The 25,163-nt window shown below is 63.7% G+C and carries 29 protein-coding genes; 6 read left to right on the top strand and 23 right to left on the bottom strand.

The features are described from left to right. Positions 1-9 precede the first annotated feature (9 nt). Positions 10-366, bottom strand: a complete 357-nt coding sequence (locus X757_RS153200) for a YciI family protein (protein WP_023726057.1) — start codon at positions 364-366, stop codon at positions 10-12. Next, positions 363-578, bottom strand: a complete 216-nt coding sequence (locus X757_RS153205) for a hypothetical protein (RefSeq protein ID WP_023726056.1) — start codon at positions 576-578, stop codon at positions 363-365. The genes X757_RS153200 and X757_RS153205 overlap by 4 nt, the downstream gene beginning before the upstream one ends. A gap of 220 nt (positions 579-798) precedes the next feature. Between X757_RS153205 and X757_RS153210 the strand changes: the two genes are divergently transcribed. Beyond that, entirely contained in the window at positions 799-1,224 is a 426-nt protein-coding gene (locus tag X757_RS153210) for an OsmC family protein (RefSeq protein ID WP_023726055.1), read from the top strand. A gap of 209 nt (positions 1,225-1,433) precedes the next feature. On the opposite strand, the gene X757_RS153215 is transcribed toward X757_RS153210, so the two are convergent. From X757_RS153215 to X757_RS153240, 6 genes are all read right to left on the bottom strand, one after another. Continuing rightward, positions 1,434-2,063, bottom strand: coding sequence for a YceH family protein (locus X757_RS153215; protein WP_023726054.1), 630 nt, complete (start codon positions 2,061-2,063; stop codon positions 1,434-1,436). Positions 2,064-2,304: 241 nt separating this feature from the next. After that, positions 2,305-3,084 carry a succinate dehydrogenase iron-sulfur subunit gene (locus X757_RS153220; RefSeq protein WP_023670510.1) on the bottom strand — a complete coding sequence of 260 codons (780 nt, stop codon included), beginning with the start codon at positions 3,082-3,084 and terminating at the stop codon, positions 2,305-2,307. Positions 3,085-3,124: 40 nt separating this feature from the next. Continuing rightward, entirely contained in the window at positions 3,125-4,954 is a 1,830-nt protein-coding gene (gene sdhA, locus X757_RS153225; protein ID WP_023726053.1) for a succinate dehydrogenase flavoprotein subunit, read from the bottom strand. Between the two features lies 1 nt (position 4,955). Then, positions 4,956-5,354, bottom strand: a complete 399-nt coding sequence (gene sdhD / locus X757_RS153230) for a succinate dehydrogenase, hydrophobic membrane anchor protein (RefSeq protein ID WP_023683885.1) — start codon at positions 5,352-5,354, stop codon at positions 4,956-4,958. Then, positions 5,354-5,773 carry a succinate dehydrogenase, cytochrome b556 subunit gene (gene sdhC / locus X757_RS153235; RefSeq protein ID WP_023683884.1) on the bottom strand — a complete coding sequence of 140 codons (420 nt, stop codon included), beginning with the start codon at positions 5,771-5,773 and terminating at the stop codon, positions 5,354-5,356. Before sdhC ends, sdhD begins: the two co-directional genes overlap by 1 nt. 239 nt (positions 5,774-6,012) lie before the next feature. Next, the gene (locus X757_RS153240) at positions 6,013-6,483 is read right to left on the bottom strand and encodes a hypothetical protein (protein ID WP_023687710.1); all 471 of its coding nucleotides are present in this window, start codon (positions 6,481-6,483) and stop codon (positions 6,013-6,015) included. A 253-nt stretch (positions 6,484-6,736) separates the two neighbouring features. On the opposite strand from X757_RS153240, the gene X757_RS153245 reads away from it, so the two are divergent. Continuing rightward, positions 6,737-7,108, top strand: a complete 372-nt coding sequence (locus X757_RS153245) for a hypothetical protein (protein WP_023726052.1) — start codon at positions 6,737-6,739, stop codon at positions 7,106-7,108. Positions 7,109-7,145: 37 nt separating this feature from the next. Here X757_RS153245 and X757_RS153250 read toward each other — a convergent pair whose 3' ends face one another. Beyond that, positions 7,146-8,342 (bottom strand): GGDEF domain-containing protein, encoded by a 1,197-nt coding sequence (locus X757_RS153250; RefSeq protein WP_023715865.1) that lies wholly within the window; start codon positions 8,340-8,342, stop codon positions 7,146-7,148. 163 nt (positions 8,343-8,505) lie between these two features. On the opposite strand from X757_RS153250, the gene X757_RS153255 reads away from it, so the two are divergent. Further along, positions 8,506-8,817 carry a hypothetical protein gene (locus tag X757_RS153255; RefSeq protein ID WP_023706723.1) on the top strand — a complete coding sequence of 104 codons (312 nt, stop codon included), beginning with the start codon at positions 8,506-8,508 and terminating at the stop codon, positions 8,815-8,817. A gap of 107 nt (positions 8,818-8,924) precedes the next feature. Here X757_RS153255 and leuC read toward each other — a convergent pair whose 3' ends face one another. The 7 genes from leuC to rplS all read right to left on the bottom strand — a co-directional run bounded on the left by leuC (position 8,925) and on the right by rplS (position 14,967). After that, complete coding sequence (gene leuC / locus X757_RS153260; protein ID WP_023670518.1) at positions 8,925-10,334, bottom strand: 3-isopropylmalate dehydratase large subunit; 1,410 nt, start codon at positions 10,332-10,334, stop codon at positions 8,925-8,927. Between the two features lie 278 nt (positions 10,335-10,612). Further along, positions 10,613-11,248: a class I SAM-dependent methyltransferase gene (locus tag X757_RS153265; protein WP_023710215.1), complete on the bottom strand. Its 636-nt coding sequence runs from the start codon at positions 11,246-11,248 to the stop codon at positions 10,613-10,615. A gap of 58 nt (positions 11,249-11,306) precedes the next feature. Further along, positions 11,307-12,122, bottom strand: a complete 816-nt coding sequence (locus tag X757_RS153270; RefSeq protein ID WP_023698366.1) for an amino acid ABC transporter permease — start codon at positions 12,120-12,122, stop codon at positions 11,307-11,309. A gap of 169 nt (positions 12,123-12,291) precedes the next feature. Beyond that, positions 12,292-13,092 carry a transporter substrate-binding domain-containing protein gene (locus tag X757_RS153275; RefSeq protein ID WP_023726051.1) on the bottom strand — a complete coding sequence of 267 codons (801 nt, stop codon included), beginning with the start codon at positions 13,090-13,092 and terminating at the stop codon, positions 12,292-12,294. 237 nt (positions 13,093-13,329) lie between these two features. Beyond that, on the bottom strand, positions 13,330-13,827 hold the full coding sequence (locus X757_RS153280; RefSeq protein ID WP_023726050.1) for a MarR family winged helix-turn-helix transcriptional regulator: 498 nt from the start codon (positions 13,825-13,827) through the stop codon (positions 13,330-13,332). After that, positions 13,824-14,252, bottom strand: coding sequence for an organic hydroperoxide resistance protein (locus X757_RS153285; protein ID WP_023694503.1), 429 nt, complete (start codon positions 14,250-14,252; stop codon positions 13,824-13,826). The genes X757_RS153280 and X757_RS153285 overlap by 4 nt, the downstream gene beginning before the upstream one ends. A 154-nt stretch (positions 14,253-14,406) precedes the next feature. Continuing rightward, complete coding sequence (rplS, locus tag X757_RS153290; RefSeq protein ID WP_023726049.1) at positions 14,407-14,967, bottom strand: 50S ribosomal protein L19; 561 nt, start codon at positions 14,965-14,967, stop codon at positions 14,407-14,409. A gap of 326 nt (positions 14,968-15,293) precedes the next feature. On the opposite strand from rplS, the gene X757_RS153295 reads away from it, so the two are divergent. After that, positions 15,294-16,046 carry a sulfite exporter TauE/SafE family protein gene (locus X757_RS153295; RefSeq protein WP_023683874.1) on the top strand — a complete coding sequence of 251 codons (753 nt, stop codon included), beginning with the start codon at positions 15,294-15,296 and terminating at the stop codon, positions 16,044-16,046. Here X757_RS153295 and trmD read toward each other — a convergent pair. Together trmD and rimM are read right to left on the bottom strand one after the other, a co-directional pair. After that, the gene (gene trmD, locus X757_RS153300) at positions 16,028-16,726 is read right to left on the bottom strand and encodes a tRNA (guanosine(37)-N1)-methyltransferase TrmD (protein ID WP_023726048.1); all 699 of its coding nucleotides are present in this window, start codon (positions 16,724-16,726) and stop codon (positions 16,028-16,030) included. The two genes, X757_RS153295 and trmD, sit on opposite strands and share 19 nt — an antisense overlap. Further along, positions 16,723-17,322, bottom strand: a complete 600-nt coding sequence (rimM, locus tag X757_RS153305) for a ribosome maturation factor RimM (protein WP_023726047.1) — start codon at positions 17,320-17,322, stop codon at positions 16,723-16,725. The genes trmD and rimM overlap by 4 nt, the downstream gene beginning before the upstream one ends. Positions 17,323-17,440: 118 nt before the next feature. On the opposite strand from rimM, the gene X757_RS153310 reads away from it, so the two are divergent. Further along, entirely contained in the window at positions 17,441-18,379 is a 939-nt protein-coding gene (locus tag X757_RS153310; RefSeq protein ID WP_023670529.1) for a tyrosine recombinase XerC, read from the top strand. A gap of 73 nt (positions 18,380-18,452) precedes the next feature. Then, positions 18,453-19,514: a TraB/GumN family protein gene (locus tag X757_RS153315; protein ID WP_023726046.1), complete on the top strand. Its 1,062-nt coding sequence runs from the start codon at positions 18,453-18,455 to the stop codon at positions 19,512-19,514. Positions 19,515-20,361: 847 nt separating this feature from the next. Here the strand turns inward: X757_RS153315 and lpdA are convergent. The 5 genes from lpdA to odhB all read right to left on the bottom strand — a co-directional run bounded on the left by lpdA (position 20,362) and on the right by odhB (position 25,161). Continuing rightward, positions 20,362-21,768 (bottom strand): dihydrolipoyl dehydrogenase, encoded by a 1,407-nt coding sequence (gene lpdA, locus X757_RS153320; RefSeq protein WP_023726045.1) that lies wholly within the window; start codon positions 21,766-21,768, stop codon positions 20,362-20,364. Between the two features lie 91 nt (positions 21,769-21,859). Further along, positions 21,860-22,615 (bottom strand): SDR family oxidoreductase, encoded by a 756-nt coding sequence (locus tag X757_RS153325; RefSeq protein ID WP_023726044.1) that lies wholly within the window; start codon positions 22,613-22,615, stop codon positions 21,860-21,862. Continuing rightward, positions 22,612-23,118: a hypothetical protein gene (locus tag X757_RS153330; RefSeq protein ID WP_023726043.1), complete on the bottom strand. Its 507-nt coding sequence runs from the start codon at positions 23,116-23,118 to the stop codon at positions 22,612-22,614. The genes X757_RS153325 and X757_RS153330 overlap by 4 nt, the downstream gene beginning before the upstream one ends. Then, a complete protein-coding gene (locus tag X757_RS153335) occupies positions 23,115-23,852 on the bottom strand; it encodes a DUF4241 domain-containing protein (RefSeq protein WP_031251241.1) in 738 nt (245 codons plus the stop codon). The genes X757_RS153330 and X757_RS153335 overlap by 4 nt, the downstream gene beginning before the upstream one ends. A 16-nt stretch (positions 23,853-23,868) precedes the next feature. Beyond that, positions 23,869-25,161 carry a 2-oxoglutarate dehydrogenase complex dihydrolipoyllysine-residue succinyltransferase gene (gene odhB, locus X757_RS153340; protein ID WP_023683869.1) on the bottom strand — a complete coding sequence of 431 codons (1,293 nt, stop codon included), beginning with the start codon at positions 25,159-25,161 and terminating at the stop codon, positions 23,869-23,871. Between the last annotated feature and the right edge of the window lie 2 nt (positions 25,162-25,163).

The raw sequence follows: 25,163 nt of genomic DNA, 5'->3' as shown, positions 1-25,163 counted from the left end.
CGCCGCCGCCTACGACCCCGGCACGTCGTAGATCGCCCTGACCTCGATCGTGCCGATTTCGGCCAGCGGAATCTCGCCTGCGATCGCCAGCGCCTGTTCGAGACCGTCGGCCTCGATCATGACGAAACCGAGCAATTGCTCCTTGGTTTCGGCAAACGGACCGTCAGTGATCAGCCGCTTGCCTTGGCGCCGCCGCACCGTCTTCGACGTCTGCACCGATTGCAGCGCCTGCGCGATGATCAGCTTGCCTTGCTGGTCCAATGACCGGTCATAGGCCATCGAATCGGCGTCGAGCTTGGCCAGACGCTCCGGCGTCATGGCATGGAGGTCCTTTTCCTCGCCGTAGACCAGACAGACATATTTCATTTCCAGCTCCCTTGCTGTGACGACCCATAGGCGATCACGGTGCCGGCGGCATCCTTGCCGGCAGCAGCGTGGTCGAGCACGCAGACCGCAATGCCGATCACGGCGACCGCAGCGAGCAGCCGGCCGAAGCCGGAAGATCGCGAGCACTCGATCTCGCGTAGACGCGCGCTTTTGTCGGCGTCGTTCCAATGGGCAGAAAACAGATTGTTCATCTTGGATCTCCATCCGCCACGAGAATCCGTGGACGCTCGCAGGACGGCCGGCGCCGATGCAAGTCGACATTTTTGCACGCACATTTTTTCAGAAAAAATTCGCAGGGCACGCCGGCGTCGCATCCGGCCGAAACAGCGCGGTGGTCTTCCCCTGCCGCCGCGCTATAGTTGGAGGGAACGCCGCGTGGCCGGCGCTGTCGCTGTAATCAAGGAGAATTTTATGGACCGCACCGCAAACGCCGTCTGGAAAGGCAATCTGAAGGAAGGCAAGGGCACCCTCGACAGCCAGAGCGGCACCTTGAAGGGCACGCCCTATTCGTTCAAGGCTCGCTTCGAGGACGAGAGCGGCAAATCCGGCACCAATCCCGAAGAGTTGATCGCGGCGGCACACGCCGGCTGCTACGCCATGCAGCTGTCGCATTTCCTGGCCGAGAACGGCACGCCCGCCACTGAACTCGACGCCAAGGCGGTGGTGACGCTGGTCCCCGGCACCGGCATCACCGGCAGCGCCATCACCCTGATCGGCAAGGTACCGGGCATCGATGCGGCGAAGTTCAAGGAATTGGCCGAGAAGGCCAAGGCCGAATGCCCGGTTTCGAAGGCGCTCGGCGCCATCAAAGTGTCGCTCGACGCGAAACTGGGGTGATCCGCCGATTTTGCCCGGGGTAGCGATCCTTCGCGCCCCCCTCTGCCCTGCCGGGCATCTCCCGGGGAGATTGGAAGCTCGGTAGCTGGCACTTTCTTTCGACGTTCGTGATTGGCTAAGGCCGGCGTGACATCTGATCTCCCCACTTGAGGGGGAGATGGCCGGCAGGCCAGAGGGGGGTGCTGTCCCACCAACGTCTCGGATAACTATTAAGCGCCCAGCGCATCAAGCCGGGCGCGAAGGGCTGCGACTTCCTGCTCCAGAGCCTCCAATCTCGCTTCCAGGTCGGAAGCAGGCAAGGCCGGCGCGCTCCGCTGCACCGATAACGCCGCGACGTCCACCGGTCCTGCGAGCAGATGCATAAAACGGTCCTCGCGCTGCCCCGGCCCGCGCGGTATTTCCTGGACGAGCGGCGGGCGGCGGCCGATCAGCATGTCGAGTTCGCCACGCAGGTCCTCGACGGACGAAAACCGCGCCATGCGCTCAGCTCGCGCCAGCAACTCATGCGCCGTCTGCGGCCCGCGCAGCAAAAGCAGGCCGATCACCGCGGTCTGCGGCGTGGTCAGCGAGAAGCGCTGCGCCATCTGATGCTCATAGCGCTCGACGCGCGAGCCGAACATCTGACGCACCAGCCCCTTCTGCTCGAGCAGCTTGAGAGTCCGATGCACCTCCGTCTGCTCCAGCGCCATGACAGGCTCGCGCGCCGTCTTCTGGTTGGCGGCTGCAAGTGCTGCATTCAGCGTCAGCGGATAGACATCCGGCGTCAGCTCCTTCTTCTCGATCAGGCAGCCGAGCACACGGGCTTCGACCGGATTAAGGATTGGAAGCTCTTCGCTCATTGGGTTGAGTATCCTTTCTAGCGCCGGCGAGACAGCGCCCCCCTCTCTGTCCTACCGGATATCTCCCCACGCGGGGGGAGATCGGCAGCTTCGCCGACAGCGCGCCATCCTTCAACCTTGGAGATTGGCGAAAGCCGCGATGACGGCCAATCTCTCCACCCGTGGGGGAGATGTCCGGCAGGACAGAGGGGGGCGCGAAGGATCGCCGCGTCCGAGATTGCCGCGAGCGAACTCGCCTCAACTAAACCCGCCGCTCCACCATCATCTTCTTGATTTCGGCAATCGCCTTGGCCGGGTTGAGCCCCTTCGGGCAGGTCTGGGCGCAGTTCATGATGGTGTGGCAGCGGTAGAGCCGGAATGGGTCTTCGAGATCGTCGAGCCGTTCGCCCGTGGCTTCGTCGCGGCTGTCGATCAGCCAGCGATAGGCCTGCAGCAGCGTCGCCGGGCCGAGATAGCGGTCGCCGTTCCACCAATAGCTCGGGCACGAGGTCGAGCAGCAGGCGCACAGGATGCACTCGTAGAGCCCGTCGAGCTTTTCGCGGTCCTCATGGCTCTGCAGCCATTCCTTGGCTGGCTCTGGCGACACTGTCTTCAGCCATGGCTGGATCGAGGCGTGCTGGGCGTAGAAATTGGTGAGGTCGGGCACCAGGTCCTTGACCACCTGCATATGCGGCAGCGGGTAGACTTTGACGGCGCCGGAAATGTCGTCGCAGCCCTTGGTGCAGGCCAGCGTGTTGGAGCCATCGATGTTCATGGCGCAGGAGCCGCAAATGCCTTCGCGGCAGGAGCGGCGCAACGCCAGCGTCGGGTCGATCTTGTTCTTGATCCAGAGCAGCGCATCGAGGACCATCGGCCCACAATCGTCCATGTCGACGAAATAGGTGTCGATGCGCGGGTTCTCGTCATCGTCGGGCGACCAGCGGTAGATGCGGTATTCCCTGAGGTTGGTGGCGCCCTCCGGCTTCGGCCAGGTCTTGCCCGGCTGCACCTTGGAGTTCTTGGGAAGCGTGAGTTCGACCATTACCTCTGGTCCTTTCGGATGACGGGCTTCGGCACCATGGTCAGTACACCCTGGCCTTCGGCGCGATCTTGGCAAGGCTGATGCCGCCGTCCTTTTCCGCCACCAGCGGCTCGGTGTGCACGGGACGATAGCTGAGGCTCACCTGGCCGTCCTCGCTTAGCCGAGCCAGCGTATGCTTGCGCCAGACAATGTCGTCGCGGGCCGAAAAATCTTCGCGCGCATGCGCGCCGCGGCTCTCCTTGCGCGCCTCGGCGCCGTAGACCGTGGTGATGGCGTTGGCCATCAGATTTTCCAGCTCCAGCGTCTCGACCAGGTCGGAATTCCAGATCATCGAGCGGTCGGAGACTTTCAGGTCCTTGAGCTCGGTCCATATCTGCGAAATGCGCTTGCAGCCGTTTTCGAGCGACTCCTGTGTGCGGAACACGGCGGCGTCTTCCTGCATCGCCTTCTGCATCTTCTCACGCAGAACGGCGGTTGGCGTCGAGCCATTGGCGTGGCGCAGCCGGTCGAAGCGGTCCATGATCTTTTCGACCGAGGCTTCGTTTGGCGAAGGGATCGCCGAATTGCGGTCGATGACCTGGCCGGCGCGGATTGCGGCGGCGCGGCCGAACACCACCAGATCGATCAACGAGTTCGAGCCCAGCCGGTTGGCGCCGTGCACGGAGGCACAGCCGGCCTCGCCGACCGCCATCAGCCCGGGTGACACCCGGTCAGGATTCTCGACCGTCGGGCTAAGCACCTCGCCCCAGTAATTGGTCGGCACGCCGCCCATATTGTAGTGCACCGTCGGCAGCACCGGGATCGGCTCCTTGGTCAGGTCGACGCCGGCGAAAATCCTGGCCGATTCCGAAATGCCCGGCAGCCGCTCATGCAGCACGGCCGGATCGAGATGATCGAGATGCAGGAAAATATGGTCCTTGTTCTTGCCGACCCCGCGGCCTTCGCGAATCTCCAGCGTCATGCAACGCGAGACGACGTCGCGCGAGGCCAGGTCCTTGGCCGACGGCGCGTAGCGCTCCATGAAGCGCTCGCCCTCGGAATTGACGAGATAGCCGCCCTCGCCGCGCGCGCCTTCGGTGATCAGGCAGCCGGCGCCGTATATGCCTGTCGGATGGAACTGCACGAACTCCATATCCTGCAGCGGGAAGCCGGCCCGTGCCGCCATGCCGCCGCCGTCGCCTGTACAGGTGTGCGCCGACGTCGCCGAGAAATAGGCGCGGCCATAGCCGCCGGTCGCCAGCACCACCATCTTGGCGGAGAAGCGATGGATGGTGCCGTCGTCGAGGTTCCAGGCGACGACGCCGGTGCAGGTGCCGTCCGGTTCCATGATCAGGTCGAGCGCAAAATACTCGATGAAGAACTGTGCATTGTTCTTCAGCGACTGGCCGTAGAGCGTGTGCAGGATGGCGTGACCGGTGCGGTCGGCGGCAGCACAGGTGCGCTGCACCGGCGGGCCGTCGCCATAATTCATCATGTGTCCGCCGAACGGCCGCTGGTAGATCTTGCCCTCTTCGGTGCGCGAGAACGGCACGCCGTAATGCTCGAGCTCGTAGACCGCCGCCGGTGCCTCGCGCACCAGATATTCCATGGCGTCGACGTCGCCCAGCCAGTCCGAACCCTTGACGGTGTCGTACATGTGCCACTGCCAGGAGTCCGGACCCATGTTGGACAGCGACGCGGCAATGCCGCCTTGTGCCGCCACCGTGTGCGAGCGGGTCGGGAACACTTTGGTGATGCAGGCCGTGCGCAGGCCCTGCTCGGCCATGCCGAGCGTGGCGCGCAGGCCGGCGCCGCCGGCGCCGACGACCACCACGTCGAACTTGTGGTCGACAAAGGTATAGCCGGTGGCCGATTTCGCGTCCTTGGCCAAATCAGCCTCCGAATGCCAGTTTGAGCAGGGCGAAGATCGAGGCGACGCCGACCGCTATGGTGAAAAACGTGCTGAGTGCGATCAGCGCCAGCTTCATGCCTTCGGCATGCACGTAATCCTCGATAATGACCTGCATGCCGACACGCATATGGGTGAGACCGGAAACGAGCACCAGCGCCAACACCAGCGCCACGAACGGACTGGCGAGCGCCGCCCGCACCTCGGCGAAGCCGGCGCCATTGAGCGCGATCAGGAACCCGACGAAGAACAGTATCAGGGGGATGTTGGCAATGGCCGTCAGCCGCTGTCGCCAGAAATGCCCGGTGCCTTCGCGGGCCGAGCCCAGACCGCGAACCTTGGCCAGCGGCGTGCGCATATCGTTGTTGTTCGTGCCGCTCATCACAAGGTTCCCCGCGCCATGTAGCCGGCGACCCAGATCAGCAGCGTGAGCAGGATGGAACCGGCGAGGGTCGCCCAGGCGATCTTCGATGCCGTGTGTTTCTCCAGCCCGGCGCCGGTGTCCCAGACGAGATGGCGCACGCCGCCCAGCATGTGGTGCATCAGCGCCCAGGTGTAGCCGAATAGGATGAGCCGGCCGAGCCAGGTGCCGAAGGCCCAGTTGATCCAATCGAAAGCGCCTTGCGAACTCGCCGCCGCCATCAGCCACGCGGCGACCAGCAGCGTGCCGAAATACAGCGCCCCGCCAGTGATGCGATGAATGATCGACATCGTCATGGTGATCGGTGGGCGGTAAATCGTCAGGTGCGGCGAGAGCGGCCGTTCACGTCTGGCGGTTCGGGTGGCTGGTGATTTGCTCATGGCTGCCCCAGTTCGATGTCCGGAGCCGCGGTGGAAAGCGGCACTTACCGCCTCGATATATGACTTCAGACAGCCGGTTTCTAATGCTCTTTTTGCACCGCGTCAAAGCCGGAAAATCGTTTTGAAAACGTCATTTAGTCTGACAAAAGGCTGCTGTTTCGCTTCAATCGATTTGGCCACCGTCGAAGCCTGCGCACCGTTCGCTGCAGTGCGGCATTTCCTTTGCAATCGACGCCGGGCTATCGTTTGCAGGTCTGTGGTGTCGAGCCCCTCTTCATCACCAGCGCCTCGCGCGCGTCGATCACGATTGCGTCATGCGACGCGGCTTCCTGGTAGCGGCTGGACTGGTTGGCGGGTGATGCGGCAAACTCCTCGGTCGTGCCATCGGGCCTGACAACACGCAACGCCGTGCCGAGGTTCTGGATGGTGATCATGCCGCCATTGCCGCATCTGTAAGTTGCCGTGCCGACAGCAGACCGCGGCGCGGTAAGATCGGTGACGATCTTGGCTGAAGGTGCGGCAGGTGCTGTCGGAGCCGTTGCGGAAGCCGGGGGCGCCACAGGTGCGGCGGACTGCTGAGCCGGCGCGGGCGCGACAGTGGGTGGTACGGTATTCACCGCCGTCGGCGCGCCGTTCTGCGGCACGCAGGCTGCGGCAGTCAGCAAGGGGATCGACAACAGCGTCACCCGAAACGTCCGGCGTAACGCCATATGCTGTCCTCCTGCGCGGCTAACTAGCCGCGATGTTCCACCAAGATCAAGCTCACCCGACGTCAGCGTAGTTGTGTGCGTCGCGGCCGATGGTGCGGGCAAGCATGGCCGAATGATGACGCCCGGGTTTTCCATCCCGTCGGATATTAACCATGTTTGGCGAGAGATCGCCGCCGGATGCGCCTGCCCTCTTAACAAAGGTTAAGAAAAGGTTAATTTCCGATTCGATCGGGTCCACAGCAGAGAGGACACCATGCTTTCGAATTCAGGAAGAGCGCGCCTTGCGGCGCTTGTGCTGGCGACAGCCAGTCTCGGCTTCGCCGCCCCGGCAATGGCCTGGTCGCGCCATCATGACCGCGTCTATGCCGATTCCCTGGGCAATCTCGTCATCGACAGCGCCGCCGGCTACAAGCGCATCATTGTCGGCCAAGGCAGGCTGGCCAAGAAATTGTCCGACTACACCAGCGCCGGGCAGCCGGAAGCGGGACCCGAAGTCCTTTATGAAGACGAGGCGGATCACATCTCCAGGCGTGGCTGCTACCAGCCGCCGGTGTTCGTGAAGGGCCGCTCCTATATGTACGGCCTCTCCGACGGCGAAATGCCCAACCTCAGCCCTTGCCGCTGATGATCCGGCACGGCCGAGAGGCCGTTTAAGCGAGACGCTAACCGACGCTGCCTGTATCCGGGATGAACACCGTTTCGGCCCGCTCATAGGAAAGCCGCACGCTGTCGCGGCCGTTCTTCTTGGCCTTGTAGAGCGCTTCGTCGGCGCGCCGCCTCAGCGGCTCCAGCCCTTCGTCGCCGGTGCGCGCCGCGACGCCGAAGCTCGCGGTCACCCTGGTGCCCGGCGGCAACCCGTCGACACTGCCGGCCGAATAGTGCGTGCGCACGGCTTCGGCAAACAGCCGCGCCGTGGCAAGATCGCTCAGCGACAGAAGCACAGCGAACTCCTCGCCGCCGATGCGGCCGGCAACCGCACGCGTGCCGGCGGCCGCGCGAAGCTTGGCGGCGAAGTCGGCGATCACCTGGTCGCCCGCGGCATGTCCGTATTTGTCGTTGAGCGCCTTGAAGTGATCGAGATCGGCCAGCACCAGCGCGACCGGCACCTTGGCGGCGGCGCAGTGTTGCAGCACCAGCAAGGCGCGCTCCTCGAAACCCCTGCGGTTGAGCAGGCCAGACAGGGGATCGGTGTGCGTCTCGGTCTTCAGCGCCTTCATCACGTCGAGCGCAGCTGCCGAGAACAGGCAGAGCGCGATCAGCAACGACAGCAGCGCGTGCGACAAAAGCGCCGTCGTCCAGTAGGACGAGCCATAAAACCCGTCATAGCTGGTGAACGGCCCGTGCGAGATGACGACGAGCAGCGTGCGGCCGATAAAGTTCAGCCCGGACAGCAGCGACAGTACGAACAGGATTTTTTCCGTCGGGCCGTTCTTGCGCACGGCGCGCAGCTCGGCGGCGACCAGCAGGCTGAGGCCGCCAAAGCCGAAATTGATCGACAGGATGCGCCAAGTCAAGTCCGGCTGGACGAACAGGAACCAGCAGAATGCCACCATCCCGCCACCCGCCAGAATGCCGATCGCGATATAGGGCACGCGCCTGCCGTAGCGTGAGATGATCGCACCGACGAGGCAACAGGCGGCAAGCGTGAAGCAGAGGTTGGAGACCAGCTTGGTCAGCACCATGCCGCCGGGCAGCGTGAAATACTGCAGCAGGAAGCCGGGCGCGGACACGCAATAGCTCGTGCCGAGCACAGCCAGATAGGGCCGGTGGCGCTGATAGAACCATAGCACGAGGAACGCCGCGCCGAGCGCCAGCGCGATCGTCGGATTGAGCAGCGCTATGAACAGGCCGGTGTCCAAAGGACGGTGACTTCCCCGCTTGACGTCAGGGAAGACCTTAGAGCGCAAGCCCCAACAAGCGGTTAAGCCGGGACGAATATGCAAGTCGCCACTGATGAAGCTGCTGCACGGAACCGGGACCTGAGGCAGGCGTTTCGTGACAGCAATCAAGGAGAAGTTGTTCATGGCCGACACGATCACGCTGACCGATCACGAAGCAATTCGCTCATGGGCCGCAGGGCGCGCCGGATTTCCGGCGATCGTCGATGTATCGCCCGAAACCGGAACGCAGCCGTTGCTGAGGCTCGTCTTCGGCCAGCACGCCTATCAGGACCAGGATCAGCCTGAACGCCCGGTCAACGCAGGCGGCTACGAGCTGGTCGAATGGGACGAGTGGTTCAAGATCTTCGACGAGCGCGAACTGGCGCTGGTGGTCGCGACCGACGAACCCGGCAGCCGGGAGGAATTTCATGAAATCATCCGGCGTGCCGGCTAGGGCATATACCCCAAGGGTCTTAGAGCGGCGCGCTGTAAACAAAACCCCGAACGGTTTTGCCGTTCGGGGTTTTGCATACGCTCAGATCAGGCTTGAACCAGTCTGCGCTATTTCCAGTCGCGGATGTCGACGAAATGGCCGGCGATCGCCGCCGCCGCCGCCATGGCCGGCGACACCAGATGGGTGCGGCCCTTGAAGCCCTGCCGGCCTTCGAAATTGCGGTTCGAGGTCGAGGCGCAGCGCTCATGCGGCTTCAGCCGGTCGTCGTTCATGGCCAGGCACATCGAGCAGCCCGGCTCGCGCCAGTCGAAACCGGCGGCAATGAAGATCTTGTCGAGACCCTCGGCCTCCGCCTGTTCCTTGACCAGACCGGAGCCCGGCACGATCATCGCATCGACATGCGCACTCACCGTCTTGCCTTCGACCACCTTGGCCACCGCACGCAGATCCTCGATGCGGCCATTGGTGCAGGAGCCGATGAAGACGCGGTCGAGCGTGATGTCGGTGATCTTCGTGCCCGGCGTCAGCCCCATATAGTCGAGCGCGCGGATCTTTGACGTCCGCTTGTTCTCGTCCGTGATCTCTTCCGGATTGGGAACGACGCCCTGCACCGAAACGACGTCCTCGGGCGAGGAACCCCAGGAGACGATCGGCGGCAGCTTGGCCGCGTCGAGCACGATCACCTTGTCGAAATGCGCGCCCTCGTCGGACTGCAGCGTCTTCCAGTATTCGAGCGCGGCGTCCCACGACGCGCCCTTCGGCGCGCGCGGCTTGCCCTTGACATAGGCGAAGGTGGTTTCGTCGGCCGCGATCAGGCCGGCGCGCGCGCCGCCCTCGATCGACATGTTGCAGATCGTCATGCGGCCTTCCATCGACAGCGCGCGGATCGCCTCGCCGGCATATTCGATGACATAGCCGGTGCCGCCGGCGGTGCCGATCTCGCCGATGATGGCGAGGATAATGTCCTTGGCGGTGACGCCTTCCGGCAACTGGCCATCGACGCGCACCAGCATGTTCTTGGCCTTGCGCTGGATCAGCGTCTGGGTCGCCAGCACATGCTCGACCTCGGAGGTGCCGATGCCATGTGCCAGTGCGCCGAAGGCGCCATGCGTCGAGGTGTGGCTGTCGCCGCAGACGATCGTCATGCCAGGCAGCGTGAAGCCCTGCTCCGGCCCGATGATGTGGACGATGCCCTGGCGGATATCGTTTTCGGAGTAATATTCGACGCCGAAATCCCTAGCGTTCTTGGCCAAGGCCTCGACCTGGATGCGGCTTTCCTCGTTCTTGATGCCGAATTTGCGCTCGGGCGAGGTCGAGACATTGTGATCGACCACGGCCAGCGTCTTTTCCGGATGCCGGACTTTTCTGCCGGTCATGCGCAGACCTTCGAAGGCCTGCGGGCTGGTCACTTCATGGACGAGATGGCGGTCGATGTAGAGCAGACAGGTGCCATCATCCTGGCGATCGACGACATGGTCGTCGAAAATCTTGTCGTAGAGGGTGCGCGGTGCGCTCATGTGCGTAAATCCGTCGATTTGCAAAAAGGGGAAGGGCAGACGCGCCGAAGCCTTCGGCCCGGCGAAAGCGGCTTAGCTAAGTCGGCTGGTGAGCGCGCCGGAAATGCGCGAAGAGAAACGCGACGGCAGGCGTTTTCGGTCCTGCAGCACGAAACCCTTATAGGCCGGATCGCCAAAAAGCTCTTCCATGGCGTGGCTCATACCAATGTTTTCGGTTTTCGGCAATTGCGGCGTGTTTTCGCTTCTCCCCTTGTGAGAGAAGGCGAAGAGGGCGGCGCTCAAAGCACCTCGAACACAAAAGTCTTCACCAGCGCATCCGGCTCGGCGATCGCATAGCAGCGGAACCATGGGCTTTGCTCGACCGGCTGCCATTTCCCGGCCCGTTCCAGCCCGTCGAACACGTCCTGGAAGCCGCCGCTTTCGAAAACCTGGTCGCGCACGGTGAAGATGGCGTGGCCGCCTTTCCTGGTGATGCGGACAAGCTCGTGCAGGCCGGACGCCGGCGCATGGCCGATGGTGAACACGCCAGTCGAGAAGAAGGCGCGGAAATGCCCGTCCGGCCAGGGTAGCGGCCCGCCGAGCATGGCCTGCTTCAGATCGCCATAGGCATTGCGGCTGCCGGCGATCTTCAGCATGTCGTCGGAGAGGTCGAGGCCGGCAATGTCGTGATAACCCAGCGCCTTCAATGACGGGCCTGACAGGCCGGTGCCGCAGCCGGCGTCGAGCAGCGGGCCTTCACCCACCTTCACATGGCGCGCCACCCAGGCGGTGATCAGGAACGGCAGCAGATAGCCGAGCGAAGCGGTCTCGCCGTCATAGGTCGCGGCCCAGTCTGCATAGGCCTTGGCCAGCCCTTCCGGCGTATCGGCCGAATAGACGGTACCCAGCGCCGCATTGGCCTTGTCGATCGTCATCGCCTGCATCCTCCGGAATCCTGTCCTCCGCGATCGTAGCCGTGCCCGCGTCGGACTTCTATTCCTGCTGCGCCCGCCGCAGTCGTTGCTCCAGCCCCCGCAGCGCCAGCGACAGGCTGACGGTGAGGATGAGATAGATATAGGCGACGATCGAATAGGTCTCGAAGAAGCGGAACGAGCCGGCGGCGTAGATCTTGCCCATCTGCGTGATGTCGGCGACGCCGAGCACCGAGACCAGCGAGGAATCCTTGACCATGGCGACGAAGTCATTGCCGAGCGGCGGCAGGATGGTGCGGATCGCCTGTGGGAAGACGATCAGCCGGAAGCGCTGCGTGCGCGTCAGCCCGAGCGCCTTGGCAGCCTCGATCTGGCCTTTCTCGACTGACTGGATGCCGGCGCGGAAGACCTCGGAGATGAAGGCGGAATAACCGATGGTCAGCGCCATGATCGCACGCCACAACAGCGACACGTCGCGCACCAAAAGCTCGCCGAGATAGCCGGCGTTTTGCAGCGGCGCGGTCAGCGCATTCCACGCAGCCACGAAGGCCGGCGCGCCGGCGAAGGCGATCCAGAACAACAGCACCAGGATCGGCACGCCGCGGATGATCTCGACATAGAAACGAGCGATCTGCTTGAGCCAACGCGACCCCGACAACCCCATCAGCGCAATGCCGAGCCCGACGGCGGAAGCCAGCGCGAAGGCGACCACGGTGACAAGAATGGTGATGCCGATGCCTTTGGCGACGGTGGCAAAAACCTGGGCGTAGAGATCGCTGGCGGCAATGGAGAGCGCAGCGACGACGGCGAGCGCGATCGCGGCGGCAAGCCACCAGGGGAAATCGGATTTGAGAGTCGAAGCGGGGGGCGTGGCCATCAGGGCGCTTCACCCTCCCCCTTGTGGGGAGGGTCGGCGAACAAGCTTTGCATCGCAAAGCTGGTGAGCCGGGGTGGGGGTCGTGACAAAGCGCCGGCGCTGGCACCCCCACCCCGCTCCGCTTCGCGGATCGACCCTCCCCACAAGGGGGAGGGTAAGGAGTCGGACATCACTGCCCCATCTTGTAGTCGAGAAACCACTTCTTGTTCAGCGCCTCGATCGTGCCGTCGGCCTTCAGCGCCGCGATCGCCGCGTTGACCGGCTTCACCAGGTCCGAGCCCTTCGGGAAGATGAAGCCAAAATCCTCGGTGCCGAGCGGGCCGCCGATCAGCTTGAGCTTGCCGCCGGAGGCATCGACATAGCCTTTGCCGGCGGTGCCGTCGGTCAGGACGACATCGACGTCGCCGGATTTCAGTGCCTGCACCGAAGCGCCGAAGGTCTCGAACTGCTTGATGCGCGGGTTCTGCTCATTGCCGTCGAGCACGCTGTAGACGGCGGTGTAGAACGGCGTCGTTCCGGCCTGCGCGCCGATCAACCCGTCCTTGAAGGCGGCGAAGGTCTTGGCGTCGGTGAAGCGGCTTTCATCGGCGCGCACCAGCATGAACTGCTCCGAACGCATATAGGGGTCGGAGAAATCGACCTTCTCCTTTCGGTCGTCCTTGATGGTGATGCCGGTCATGCCAATGTTGTACTGGTTGTCGGAAACCGCCTGGATCATCGCGTCCCAGGAGGTGTTCTGGTACTCCACCTCGAAGTTCAGCCGCTTGGCGATTTCGTCCATCGCGTCATACTCCCAGCCGATCTGCTTGCCGGTCTTGGCGTCGATGAACTGCAGCGGCGGATAGGCGTTTTCCGTCACCACCACGACCTTCTTGCCGCCGAGATCGGGCAGCGCATCGGCCGCCCATGCAGCGACGGGCGCGAGGAAACAGGCCGCGAGGGCGGCCAGCAGCAGCTTCGATTTGGTCATGACACGCTCCAGGATGAGAAGCCCGCTTGCAGCCGGGCTCGCATGAAAATCCAGGCGCGACTTTAGCCGTCCGCAGACGGCTTGCAAGCCGGTCCGGTGCTCAGCGTCCGGTGAAAGCGGATTCCAATGCCTTCAACCAACGCGGTTTTAGAACGCCCCGTGGTCGGAATTTATTCCGTGATTGCGCCGCCGGCAAACCAGGCCCCTCCTGGACACGGGAACCCGTCAGATGACGGATCAGGATGGTGACGTAGCCTCACGCAGCTTGGCGACAAATCCGGTCAAGGTCCGGTGCAGCGACTTCAGCTCCTCGACTTCCAGCGGCATGGCGCAGGCAAGGCCTGCGGATACGTCCTTGATGCGGGCGCGCAGCGCCTGGCCCTTGGCAGTCGGTTCGACCAGCACGCGGCGCTCGTCGGCTGGATCGCGACGGCGGGTGACGAGACCAGCCGCTTCCATCCGCTTGAGCAGAGGCGTCAATGTCGCCGAATCCAGCCCCAGCGCCTCGCCGAGTTCGCCGACCGTGCTCGGCGCACGCTGCCACAGCGCCAGCATCGCCAGATATTGCGGATAGGTCAGGCCGAGCGGGTCAAGCAGCGGCCGATAGAGCTTGGTCATCAGCCCGCTCGCCGAATAGAGCGCGAAGCAGAGCTGCTGGTCGAGGCGCGGAACGGCGATCCTCCCGGCGGTGTCCGCCGGGACTTCGCTGGCCCTGGTTTCGGTCTTCGTCGTCATGCTGCCTTTGCCGGAAGCGCCACGGTCGAAAGCGCCACCTCGATATTGCCTTTGATCGCATTGGAATAGGGGCAAATCTGATGCGCTGCCGATACAAGCGCTTCCGCCGCCGCCTGATCAAGGCCTTTGGTCTCCGCGGCCAGTGCGACACCAAGTTTGAAGCCTTCACCATTGGGAAGCAGGCTGACGGTGGCGCTCACCGCCGCATCGTCCAGCGGCAGCTTCTGCTTGCGCGCGACGAAGCGGATGGCGCTTTCGAAGCAGGCGGCATAGCCGACCGCGAACAGCTGCTCGGGATTGGTGGCGCCACCCTGTCCGCCGAGCTCCTTCGGCAAAGCGAGGTCGACCTTCAGCAGGCCGTCGCTGGTCTCGCCGTGGCCGGCGCGGCCGCCGGTGACGCGAGCCTGTGTGGTGTAGAGTGCCATGTCAGTTCTCCATTTTATTTGTTACACTATCATTTAGTGTACAAGATAATTCGAGTCAACAGCCATGGCCAAACTCTCGGCCGGCAATCGTTCACAGTCTGGTGAAACGAAAAAAGGCGGCCGAAGCCGCCTTTTCAAAATCCTTGGACCAGGTTTATTCGGCCGGGGTCGCTTCCGCCGCCTTTGCAGCCTCGTCGGCGGCCTTGGCGGCTTCGTCGACGGCCTTCTTCTCGGCGGCTTCCTGCGCGGCCTTCTCGGCTGCCAGCGCCTGCACGGCGGCGACCTTCTCGGCCTCGATGCGGGCCTTCTCAGCGTTCAGCGCGTCGCGCTCCTCATCGTTCAGCTTGCGGGCGCGCACGCCGGTGTTTTCCGAAATACGGGCCGACTTGCCGCGACGGTCGCGCAAATAATAGAGCTTGGCGCGGCGCACCTTGCCGCGGCGCACGATCTCGACGCCTTCGACCATCGGCGAGTAGACCGGGAAAACGCGCTCGACGCCTTCGCCGTAGGAGATCTTGCGGACGGTGAAATTTTCCTGGAAGCCGGCGCCGGCGCGGGCGATGACGACGCCCTCATAGGCCTGGACGCGGGTGCGGGTGCCTTCGGTCACGCGGACCTGGACGCGCACGGTGTCGCCGGGCTGAAATTCGGGAAGCTTGCGCTTGGCTTCGATCTTGGCGGCCTGTTCGGCCTCGAGCTGACGGATGATATCCATCTCAATAGTCCACTTCTTGTTCTTCCGACAGTCAGAGCGTCCGACACTCGCCTTGCAGTTCCATTGACCGCTCGGCTATGCCCTTTGTCCCCGAGACATCTTGTCTTCGAAACATTGGGCAGGGGCGACTACACCGTCATTGTTGACGGGTCCGGGAGATTTTTCTCGCCAGTACGGGCGGGCACATACAGCTATTTCACTGACTTGTCACGCCTTGGCCCTGTCTTTTTTGGTCGCATGCCACCACGCAATCGTCCAGTGCAGGGTTGCGCCGGCCCTTCAAGCTTCCTAATCCGGGAGCAGCACACTTGTCCGGCGGCCTCACAATGTCTGTTTTCGACGCAGTCCTGCTCTTCCTCGCGGGTTTTCTGTCAGGCGCCGTCAACGCGGTTGCCGGCGGCGGCACCTTCATAACCTTCGGCGCCATGACGCTGGCCGGCCTGCCGCCGATCGTCGCCAACGCCACGTCCTCGGTAACGCAGTTTCCCGGTTACATCACCTCGACGCTGGCTTACTGGACCGACATCAAGCATTTCTGGCGCGGCGCGCTGCTGCTTTGCCTGATCTCGGCTTTGGGCGCGCTGGCTGGTGCGCTCATCCTGCTGGCGCTCTCAAATCCGTCGTTCCGCGCCCTCGTGCCGTGGCTGCTGCTGGCCGCAACCGCCTTGTTCGCCGCCGGGCCGTGGCTGAAACCAACGCCGAAGCCTGGGCATGAAGCCACGGTCGGCTCTCTGGCCGGTTCGCTGGCGCAGTTCGCTACCGCCATCTATGGCGGCTTCTTCGGCGCCGGCATGGGCGTCATGATGCTGGCGACGCTCGGCCTGACGCAATCCGGCGACTATCACCGGCTGAACGCGCTGAAGAACATGCTGGCCGTGGTCATCGCCGCCGTTGCCATACTGGTCTTCGTTTCCGGCGGCGTTGTTGCCTGGCCTCAGGCAATCGTCATGATCCCCGGCGGCGCGCTCGGCGGCTATGCCGGCGTCTGGATCGCCAAGCGCGTGCCGCAAAACGCAGTACGCGGCTTCGTCATCGCCGTCGGCCTGTTTCTCGCCGTCTACTATTTTGCCAAGGGCTGAGCGGCGAGCAAATCCGGCCGGCGCTCCCTGGTCAGCTTCTCGGACTCGGCGCGCCGCCACGCGGCGATCTTCTTGTGATTACCGGAGACCAGCACGTCGGGGATGGGGCGGCCTTCGAACTCCTGTGGCCGCGTGTAATGCGGGTGTTCGAGCAGGCCGTTCTCGAAACTTTCTTCCTCGCCCGACACCGCATTGCCCATGACGCCGGGCAACAGCCGCACAACGGCGTCGAGCAGTACGAGCGCCGCCGGCTCGCCGCCCGACAGGATGAAATCGCCGATGGAGACCTCTTCCAGTCCACGCGCCTCGATCAGCCGCTGGTCGACGCCCTCGAACCGGCCGCAAACGATGACGGCGCCTGGCCCGCCAGCCAGTTCGCGCACGTGCGCCTGCGTCAGCGGCTTTCCACGCGGGCTCATCAGCAAACGCGGCCGCGGATCGCCCGCCGGCGACGTGTGGTCGATCGCCTTGGCCAGCACATCGGCGCGCATCACCATGCCGGCGCCACCGCCGGCCGGCGTGTCGTCGACGGTGTGATGGCGATCGCTGGCGAAGTCGCGGATCTGGATAGCTTCCAGCGACCATGTCCCGACTTCGAGCGCCCGTCCGGCCAGCGACAGGCCTAGCCCGCCCGGAAACATCTCGGGATAGAGCGTCAGCACCGAAGCCTTGAACGTCACCGGTTGCCTCCGGCTTCGCGCGGCCCGCGCGGTCGGCCCTTCGCGTCGAAATCTTCTTCGCGCGGCGCGTCGCCATCCTCATCCTCGACAAGGCCGGCGGCTGCCGGGTCGACGCGGAGAAAACCTTCGGCGATCGAAACCTGAGGCACGGCGGCCTGGGTGAACGGGATCAGCACGCCTTTGCGCCCGCCGAGCGTGACATCGAGAATGTCGCCGCCGCCGAAATTGTGTACCGCGACCACCTTGCCGACAACCGCATCCGTGTCGTCGCGGACTTCCAGCCCGACGAGATCGGCGTGGTAGAACTCGTCCTCTTCGCCATTGTCCGGCAGCATCGAGCGGTCGACGAACAGCTCCGTGCCGGCCAGCGCCTCGGCGGCGTTGCGGTCGGCAATGCCCTTGAAACGCACCACGACGACAGTGTTTGCCGGCCTTATGTCGATGATCTGGAAGGCGCGGCCGTCCTTGGCATAGAGCGGGCCATAATCCGCCAGCGCCAGCGGCTCGCCGGTGAAGGTTTTCACCCGCAATTCGCCCTTGATGCCGTGGGCGGCGCCGATCACGGCCATTTGCACGGGGTTCTGGGGCTTCGACATGGCTGATATCCTTTGCCCTGCTCTAACGCCCTACCGGCGTCATTTCAATGATCGCCCGTGGCCATTTCAATGACAGGTTCTTCACCGCTTCCTAACCCGGCTGCCTGACAATGGCGGCATGCAGGAATTTCTCATCCCGGCAAAACCCGACCTCCAGGCAGCGCGCGAAAGCTGGCTGAAGATGCTGGCGCGCGAGCGTCGGCTGTCACCGGCGACTGTCGAGGCCTACGAGCGCGACACGCGCCAGTTCCTGCATTTCCTGACCGGACATTGCGGCGGCTCGCCCGGCATTTCCGACATCGCAACCTTACGCCCGGCCGATCTGCGCGGCTTTCTTGCCGCGCGGCGCAACGCCGGCGCCGGCGCCCGCACGCTCGGACGCGGCCTCGCCGGCATCCGCTCGCTGCTGCGCTTCCTCGAACGGCGCGGTCTCGCCAATGCCGCCGGTGCCGCTGCGTTGCGCGCGCCGCGCCAGCCGAAATCGCTGCCCAAGCCGCTGACCGCCAGCGATGCCAAACATGTCGTGTCGGTGGAAGGCCAGCTGGCTGAAGAGCCCTGGATCGCCGCCCGCAACGCCGCCGTGCTGACGCTGCTTTATGGATCGGGCCTGCGCATTTCCGAAGCGCTGGGCCTCAGCGCCGCCGACCTGGCATCGGAAGCCGACACCGTGCTGCGCGTCACCGGCAAGGGTGGCAAGACACGGCTGGTGCCGGTGCTGCCGGTGGCGCTCAGGGCAATCGCCGAATACCGAAAACTGTGTCCCTACCATCTCGATCCCAAGGGCCTGCTATTTCGCGGCGCCCGCGGCGGGCCGCTCAACCCGGCCATCGTCCAGCGCGACATGGCCAGGCTGCGCTCGGCGCTGAACCTGCCCGACACCGCGACGCCGCACGCGTTGCGCCATTCCTTCGCCACCCATCTGCTCGGGCGCGGCGGCGACCTGCGCACCATCCAGGAACTGCTCGGCCACGCCAGCCTGTCAACGACGCAGGTCTATACCGGCGTCGACACCGCAAGACTGCTCGAGATTTACGAATCCGCCCATCCCCGCGCGTGACACTGTATTAGTCCAGGACAATTTCCCCACGTCGGTTAACCGTTTCGCCGCTTTTCAGTCCTAGAACCGCACCATGAAACGCGCCCTTGCCATCGCCGACCGCGCCGCCCTTGTGTCGCTGAAGCTGCTCGTCGCGCTCAACGCCCTGTTTTTCCTGTCTTTCCTCATCGTGCTGCTGCTTGCCATGGGCAGGGCGCATGCCGAAGCCCCGGCCTGCGCCGGCGCCGATCTGCTGTCGGCCCTGCAGAAGGAAGACCCCGCCACCTATTCCAGGATCGAGACGGAAGCAGCAGCGACGCTGAACGGCAAGGGCCTGTTGTGGAAGCTGGAGAAATCAGGCGAAAAGCCATCCTTCCTGTTCGGCACCATGCACATGACCGACCCGCGCGTGACCACTCTGCCGCCGGCAGCCAGGAAAGCCTATGACGCTGCCGGCACCATCATCATCGAGACCACCGACGTGCTCGACAAGCAGAAGATGATGGAGGCCATGCTCAAGGAACCCGAGCTGATGATGTTCACCGACAACACGACGTTGTCGTCGCTGTTGTCGGCGGAGGATGCGGCGGTGGTGAACAAAGGGCTCGATGCGCGCGGCATTCCGCCGGCGAGCGTCTCCAAGATGAAGCCGTGGCTGCTGTCGGCCATGGTCGCGCTGCCGGTCTGTGAGGTCGCCCGTCAGGCAGGCGGCGCACCGGTTCTCGACGTCAAGCTGGCGCAGGACGCCAAGGCTAATGGCAAGCCGGTGGAAGGGTTGGAGACCGCAGCCAGCCAGCTGCGCGCCATGGCCTCGCTGCCGCTTGCGTTCCACATCAAGGGGCTGGTCGAGACCCTGAAGCTCGGCGACAAGATAAACGACATCAACGAAACCATGATCGTGCTTTACCAGCGCGGCGACACCGGCACCTTCTGGCCGCTGTTGCGTTCGATCTCGCCCGACGAAGACGACGCAGGTTACGCCGAATTCGACCGGACGATGATCACCGGCCGCAACAAGGTCATGGCCGACCATGCCGCACGGATCCTGGCCAAGGGCAATGCCTTCATGGCCGTCGGCGCCATGCATCTTCCCGGCCCCGAAGGCCTGGTCGAGGATTTTCGCAAGGCCGGCTATACCGTCACCGCCGTCGACTGAGCAGCGCCCGTCTTGAATACCGAATCACGTAAGCCGGCTCTGTGCGGTGCGCAACTGATTCGCAAAGCGGAGGCGGTTGGCCCTATTTTTGGCGGAAAAGGCCAGCTAAGCTCGTTCTACCTCGTTCGTGATTGATTTTGCGGGGGAAATACAGGCCAACAAGCGGTTGCGAATCAGAATTTTCCTGCGTTCGTCAATTTGAAGGCCTAGTATGAACCCGTTCAACGGTTGCGCGTTGAGGGGTGTTGATTGATGCTTTTCATCCACGGAGGACACTTTTATGGCGAACCCTAACGATCCAGCGCCCAGGTCGGGTGGTGGCAGCGGCTGGCTGATTGCGCTGGTCGTCGTCATCCTTGCGATTGTCGCGTACTATGTTTTCGGCAGAAGCGGCGAACATCCTGCACCCGCAGAGCCGCCGGCAGCCAGCACACCGGCGCCCGCACCTGCACCGGCTGAGCCGATGAAGCCCGCCGAACCGGCTCCCGCACCAGCCCCTGCGCCCGCACCGGCTCCTGCGCCAGCCCCGGCGCCCGCGCCTGCTCCGGCGCCGAGCCCGTAATCTGGCCAACTGATCTGGCATCTTGCTTCCAACCCAAGAACGGCCCGCTGAAAAGCGGGCCGTTTTGTTTGGGGCACCTATCGGCGAGCGTCGCGATTCTTCACCGCCCCTCTGTGCTGCCGGACATCTCTCCTCAAGGGGGAGATCGGCTGTCTCACGAACAGCGCCGGGTTAGAAACGTGAGAAACTTGAAAGCTCGCGATGCGGCGGTGAAGTCCAATCTCCCCCCTTGAGGGGGAGATTGGCCGGCAGGACACAGGGGGGTGCTGTCCCTCCAGCGTTTCCCTAAATATGGATCGGCTTGAAGAACGTCGCCAGCGCCGCTTCCTTGACCGCTTCCGACATTGTCGGATGCGCGTGGCAGGTGCGGGCGAGGTCTTCGGATGAGCCGCCGAATTCCATCAGCACCGCCGCCTCATGAATCATCTCGCCGGCGCCGAAGCCGACAATGTGGACGCCGAGCACGCGGTCGCTGGCTTTGTCGGCGAGGATCTTCACGAAGCCGTCTGTGTGCAGCATGGCGCGCGCGCGGCCGTTGGCGGTGAACGGGAATTTGCCGGTTTTGTATTCGATGCCGGCCTTCCTCAGCTCTTCCTCTGTCTTGCCGACCGAAGCGATTTCCGGGCTGGTGTAGACGACGCTCGGGATGACGTCGTAGTTCACATGGCCGGCCTGGCCGGCAATGGTCTCGGCCACCGCCACGCCTTCATCCGCGGCCTTGTGCGCCAGCATCGGACCGGCGATGACGTCGCCAATGGCGTAGATGCCGGCCACGTTGGTCCTGAGATGCCCGTCGGTCTTGACCCGGCCGCGCTCGTCGACCTCGACGCCGGCTTCTTTCAACCCGAGGCTGTCGGAATAGGCCCGGCGTCCGGTCGAGATCAGCACCGCGTCGGCCTCGATGGTCTCGGCCGCACCACCCCTGACCGGTTCGAAGGTAACGGCGGCGCCCTTTTTGGCCTTGGTCACCCCTGTCACCTTGGTGCCGAGCTTGAACTCGAAACCCTGCTTGGAAAGCAGGCGCTGGAACTGCTTGGAGACCTCGCCGTCCATGCCGCCCAGGATGGTGTCGAGGAATTCGACCACGGTGACCTTGGCGCCGAGCCGTGCCCAAACCGAGCCGAGCTCCAGACCGATGACCCCACCGCCGACCACCACCAGATGTCCCGGCACTTTCTCCAGCGATAGCGCGCCGGTCGACGATACGATCACCTTCTCGTCGATGTCGACCTTGACGCCGGGAATGCCGGCGACATCGGAGCCCGTGGCAATAACGATATTTTTCGTCTCGATCTCCTCGACCTTGCCGTCCTCAGCCGTCACCAACACCTTGCCGGCCGCAACCACCTTCCCGGTGCCACGGAAACTATCGATCTTGTTTTTCTTGAACAGGAAGGCGACGCCATTGACGTTGGCCGAAACGGTCGCGTCCTTGTGCGCCATCATCTTCTTCAGATTGAGTTTCGGCGCCGGTATCTCGACGCCCAGCGCATCGAAGGAATGGCCGGCCTCGGCGAACATCTCCGAGGCATAAAGCAGCGCCTTGGATGGGATGCAGCCGATGTTCAGGCAGGTGCCGCCGAAAGTGGCGTTCTTCTCGACCACCGCGACCTTCAGCCCGAGCTGCGCCGCCTTGATGGCGCAGACATAGCCGCCCGGTCCCGATCCGATGATAACGACGTCATAAGCCATGATGGGTGTCCTTCTTGCCTAGAGGATGATGCCGAAAAGTGTGAAGCGGTTTTCGGAGAACATCATGCTTTATCCCTTTGATTTGTGGCCTTCAGCGGCCGCCGCTGACATTCAGGATCGCGCCCGTCGTATAGGACGCCTCATCCGACAAAAGATAGAGAACCGCATGCGCGACTTCATCGGCCGTGCCGGCGCGTTTCATCGGCAGCATGTCGCGGAACCGCTCGACCCGGTCCGGCTGGCCGCCCGAGGCGTGGATCTCGGTGTCGATGATGCCCGGCCGTATCGCGTTGACGCGCACGCCTTCGGTCGCGACTTCGCGCGCCAGGCCGAGCGTAAAAGTGTCGATCGCCGCCTTGGACGCTGCATAGTCGGCATATTCGCCGGGCGAGCCGTGTAGCGACGCCGCCGACGATATATTGACGATGGCGCCGCCCTGGCCGCCATGCTTGCTCGACATGCGTTTGACCGCTTCGCGCGCGCACAGGAACGAGCCGATGACGTTGATGCGCATCATGCGCTCCAGCCGCGCCAGGCTCATCTCATCGACGCGCGCCTTGACGTCGACGATTCCGGCATTGTTGACCAGGGCGTCGAGCCGGCCATAGGCGCTATCGACGGCTTCGAACACGGCGACGATGTCAGCCTCGACGCCGACATCGCCCTTGACCGCTATCGCTTCACCGCCACCGACCTCGATCTCGGCGACCAGCGCCTGGGCCGCGGCCTCGTTTGCGGCATAGTTGACCGCGACGCGGTAGCCGGCCTTCGCCGCAAGCCGGCAAGTGGCCGCACCAATGCCGCGGCTGCCGCCGGTGACCAGAAGCACTTTTTGCGATGCACTCATTCCTGGCAGCCCTTCAGCAGAAACACATCCCACGGCAGTTTCGAGAAGCCTTTCGGACCGAAGGCCGACGACATCTGCAGCGACGGGCCGAGATCGGGGAAGATCAGGCTCTGCGGCGCGTCCGTGCTTTCGGCTGCCAGCAGCGCAATGTTGCCCTTGTCGTCGGCGCTGTAGACGACACCCTGCCACACCGTGCAGCCGGCAAGCTCGTCACCGGTGACGTCGCCGGTCGGGCATTTGTACATCAGCGACCCTTGCGGTCGCGAAACACCGGATGTCCACATGACAATGCCGTCGAGAACGATGCCCTTGTCGAGCACCATCTTGAACGAGTTGGTGACGGTGACCGCATCCGTCGTCGGCCGGAAATCAATGCCGGCCTCGCTTTCGGCATCGCCATAGACAGCAAGCGCCAGCGGGCAGGCGGCATGCGCCTCGTAACCCGCTGCGAGAACAGCCAGCCCGGCCATAAATCCGATCATTGGCGAAGCGATGTTTGTCATGAATTGCTCGGGCTGCTCTCGCGGCCGTCGGCGTTTTCGAGCACCTCGAAATCGGTCATCAAGACCAGCGGCTCGCCGGCCGCATCCAGTCCCCAGAAGGAATAATAGTTCCCATCACCGAAGCCAGTGTCGAACATGGCTATATTAAGCGGATTTCCATCAACCGGATTATCCATGCGGAACTTGTCGAACGAGCATGCAACGTCAGCAAGATAGCTGTCGAGTTCCTCCTGCTTGGACATCAGCGTCAGAACCGACTTGTCCATGAACGAAGCAACATTATCATCGACAATAAATCCAGACTTCCAGGACGATGTGCCGACGTCGCGGACGAAGGCAGCCAACTCCCACCGCACCGGCAAGCCAGTGCCAAACCGCAATACCGCTGCAGCAACACGGCCTTGCGCCTCAAGCAACGTGACTGGATAGCATCCCGGCCTGACCTTACGGCTAAACACAGGCCGTTCCAGCCCGGTAATCAGTGGATCGCAAGCGATGATTTCGCCGGTCGGTAGCTCAAGCTCACCGATCGCGGTGACGATGATCTTCCGCTCCGCCATTTCGGCTTCGCTGAGAGCGAAGACACCGAGATTGCTGCTCGCCGGCGCCGAATCCCATTCAGTCGATGTCGCCGGCGGAGAGATGGCGGCGGAAGCCGCCGGCCGGGAACGCCTCAATACGCTACCCGCTACTCGACCGAGCTTGAACCCAAACCGCGCCAGCCAGCCGCTCATGACGGATCAGCTCCGATCACAAATCAAGCACCAGCCGTTCGGGATCCTCCAGGCTATCCTTGACGCGGACCAGGAAGGTCACGGCTTCCTTGCCGTCGACGATACGGTGATCGTAGCTCAGCGCCAAGTACATCATCGGCCGGATCACGATCTGGCCGCCGACCACGACCGGCCGGTCCTGGATCTTGTGCATGCCCAAAATGCCGGACTGCGGCGCATTGAGGATCGGCGTCGACATCAGTGAGCCGTAAACGCCGCCATTGGAGATGGTGAACGTACCACCCTGCATGTCGGCGACCGACAGCTTGCCGTCCCGCGCGGCGATGCCCAGCCGGCCGATATCCTTCTCGATCTCGGCAATCGACATTTGGTCGGCATTGCGCACCACCGGCACGACGAGACCCTTTTCGGTGCCGACGGCAACGCCGATATGGGCATAGTTCTTGAAGATGATGTCGGTGCCGTCGATCTCGGCATTGACCGAGGGGATTTCCTTCAATGCGTGCGTAACCGCCTTGGTGAAGAAGCCCATGAAGCCGAGCTTCACGCCGTGCTTCTTCTCGAAGATGTCCTTGTACTTGGTCCTGAGCGCCATCACCGCCGACATGTCGACCTCGTTGAAGGTGGTCAGCATGGCGGCGGTCGACTGCGCTTCCTTCAGCCGGCGCGCAATGGTCTGGCGCAGCTTGGTCATGCGCACGCGCTCCTCGCGCGACGCATCGTCGCCCGAGGACGGCGCACGCACGGCGACCGGAGCCGGTGCGGCCTTCGGAATTTCGGCCGGCTGCGACGGCGCGCCCTTGGAAATCGCGTCGAGCACGTCGCCCTTCAGCACCTGGCCGCGCTTGCCCGAGCCAGAAACCTGGTCGACCGACAGATTGTTCTCGGCGATCAGCTTTGCGGCAGCTGGCGCCGGCGGCATTGTGCGCGGCTCGACCGGCCCGGCATCGCCGGCTATCTTGGCGGTCTCGGCCGCGGCCTGCTTGGTCGTATGTGCCGCGTCGGGGCTCGACGCCTGCGACACAGCTTGCGGCTTGGTCTCCTGCTTGGACGCCGGGGCGGCCGTGGCGACGCCTGCCGAGATCGAACCCAGCAACGCGCCGACGCCGACGGTCTCGCCTTCCTTGGCGGTGATCTCGCCCAGCGTGCCGGCGGCGGCGGCAGGCACCTCCACCGTCACCTTGTCGGTTTCGAGCTCGACCAGCGGCTCGTCGACGGCAATGGCATCGCCGACCTTCTTGAACCACTTGCCTATGGTCGCCTCGGTGACGGATTCGCCGAGAGTGGGAACGCGGATTTCGGTAGCCATTG

The sequence above is a fragment of the Mesorhizobium sp. LSHC412B00 genome (genome assembly GCF_000503035.1).
GTDB lineage: Bacteria > Pseudomonadota > Alphaproteobacteria > Rhizobiales > Rhizobiaceae > Mesorhizobium.
The sequence above is the reverse complement of the archived record's forward strand: the minus strand, read 5'-3'. Positions and strand labels throughout refer to the sequence as shown.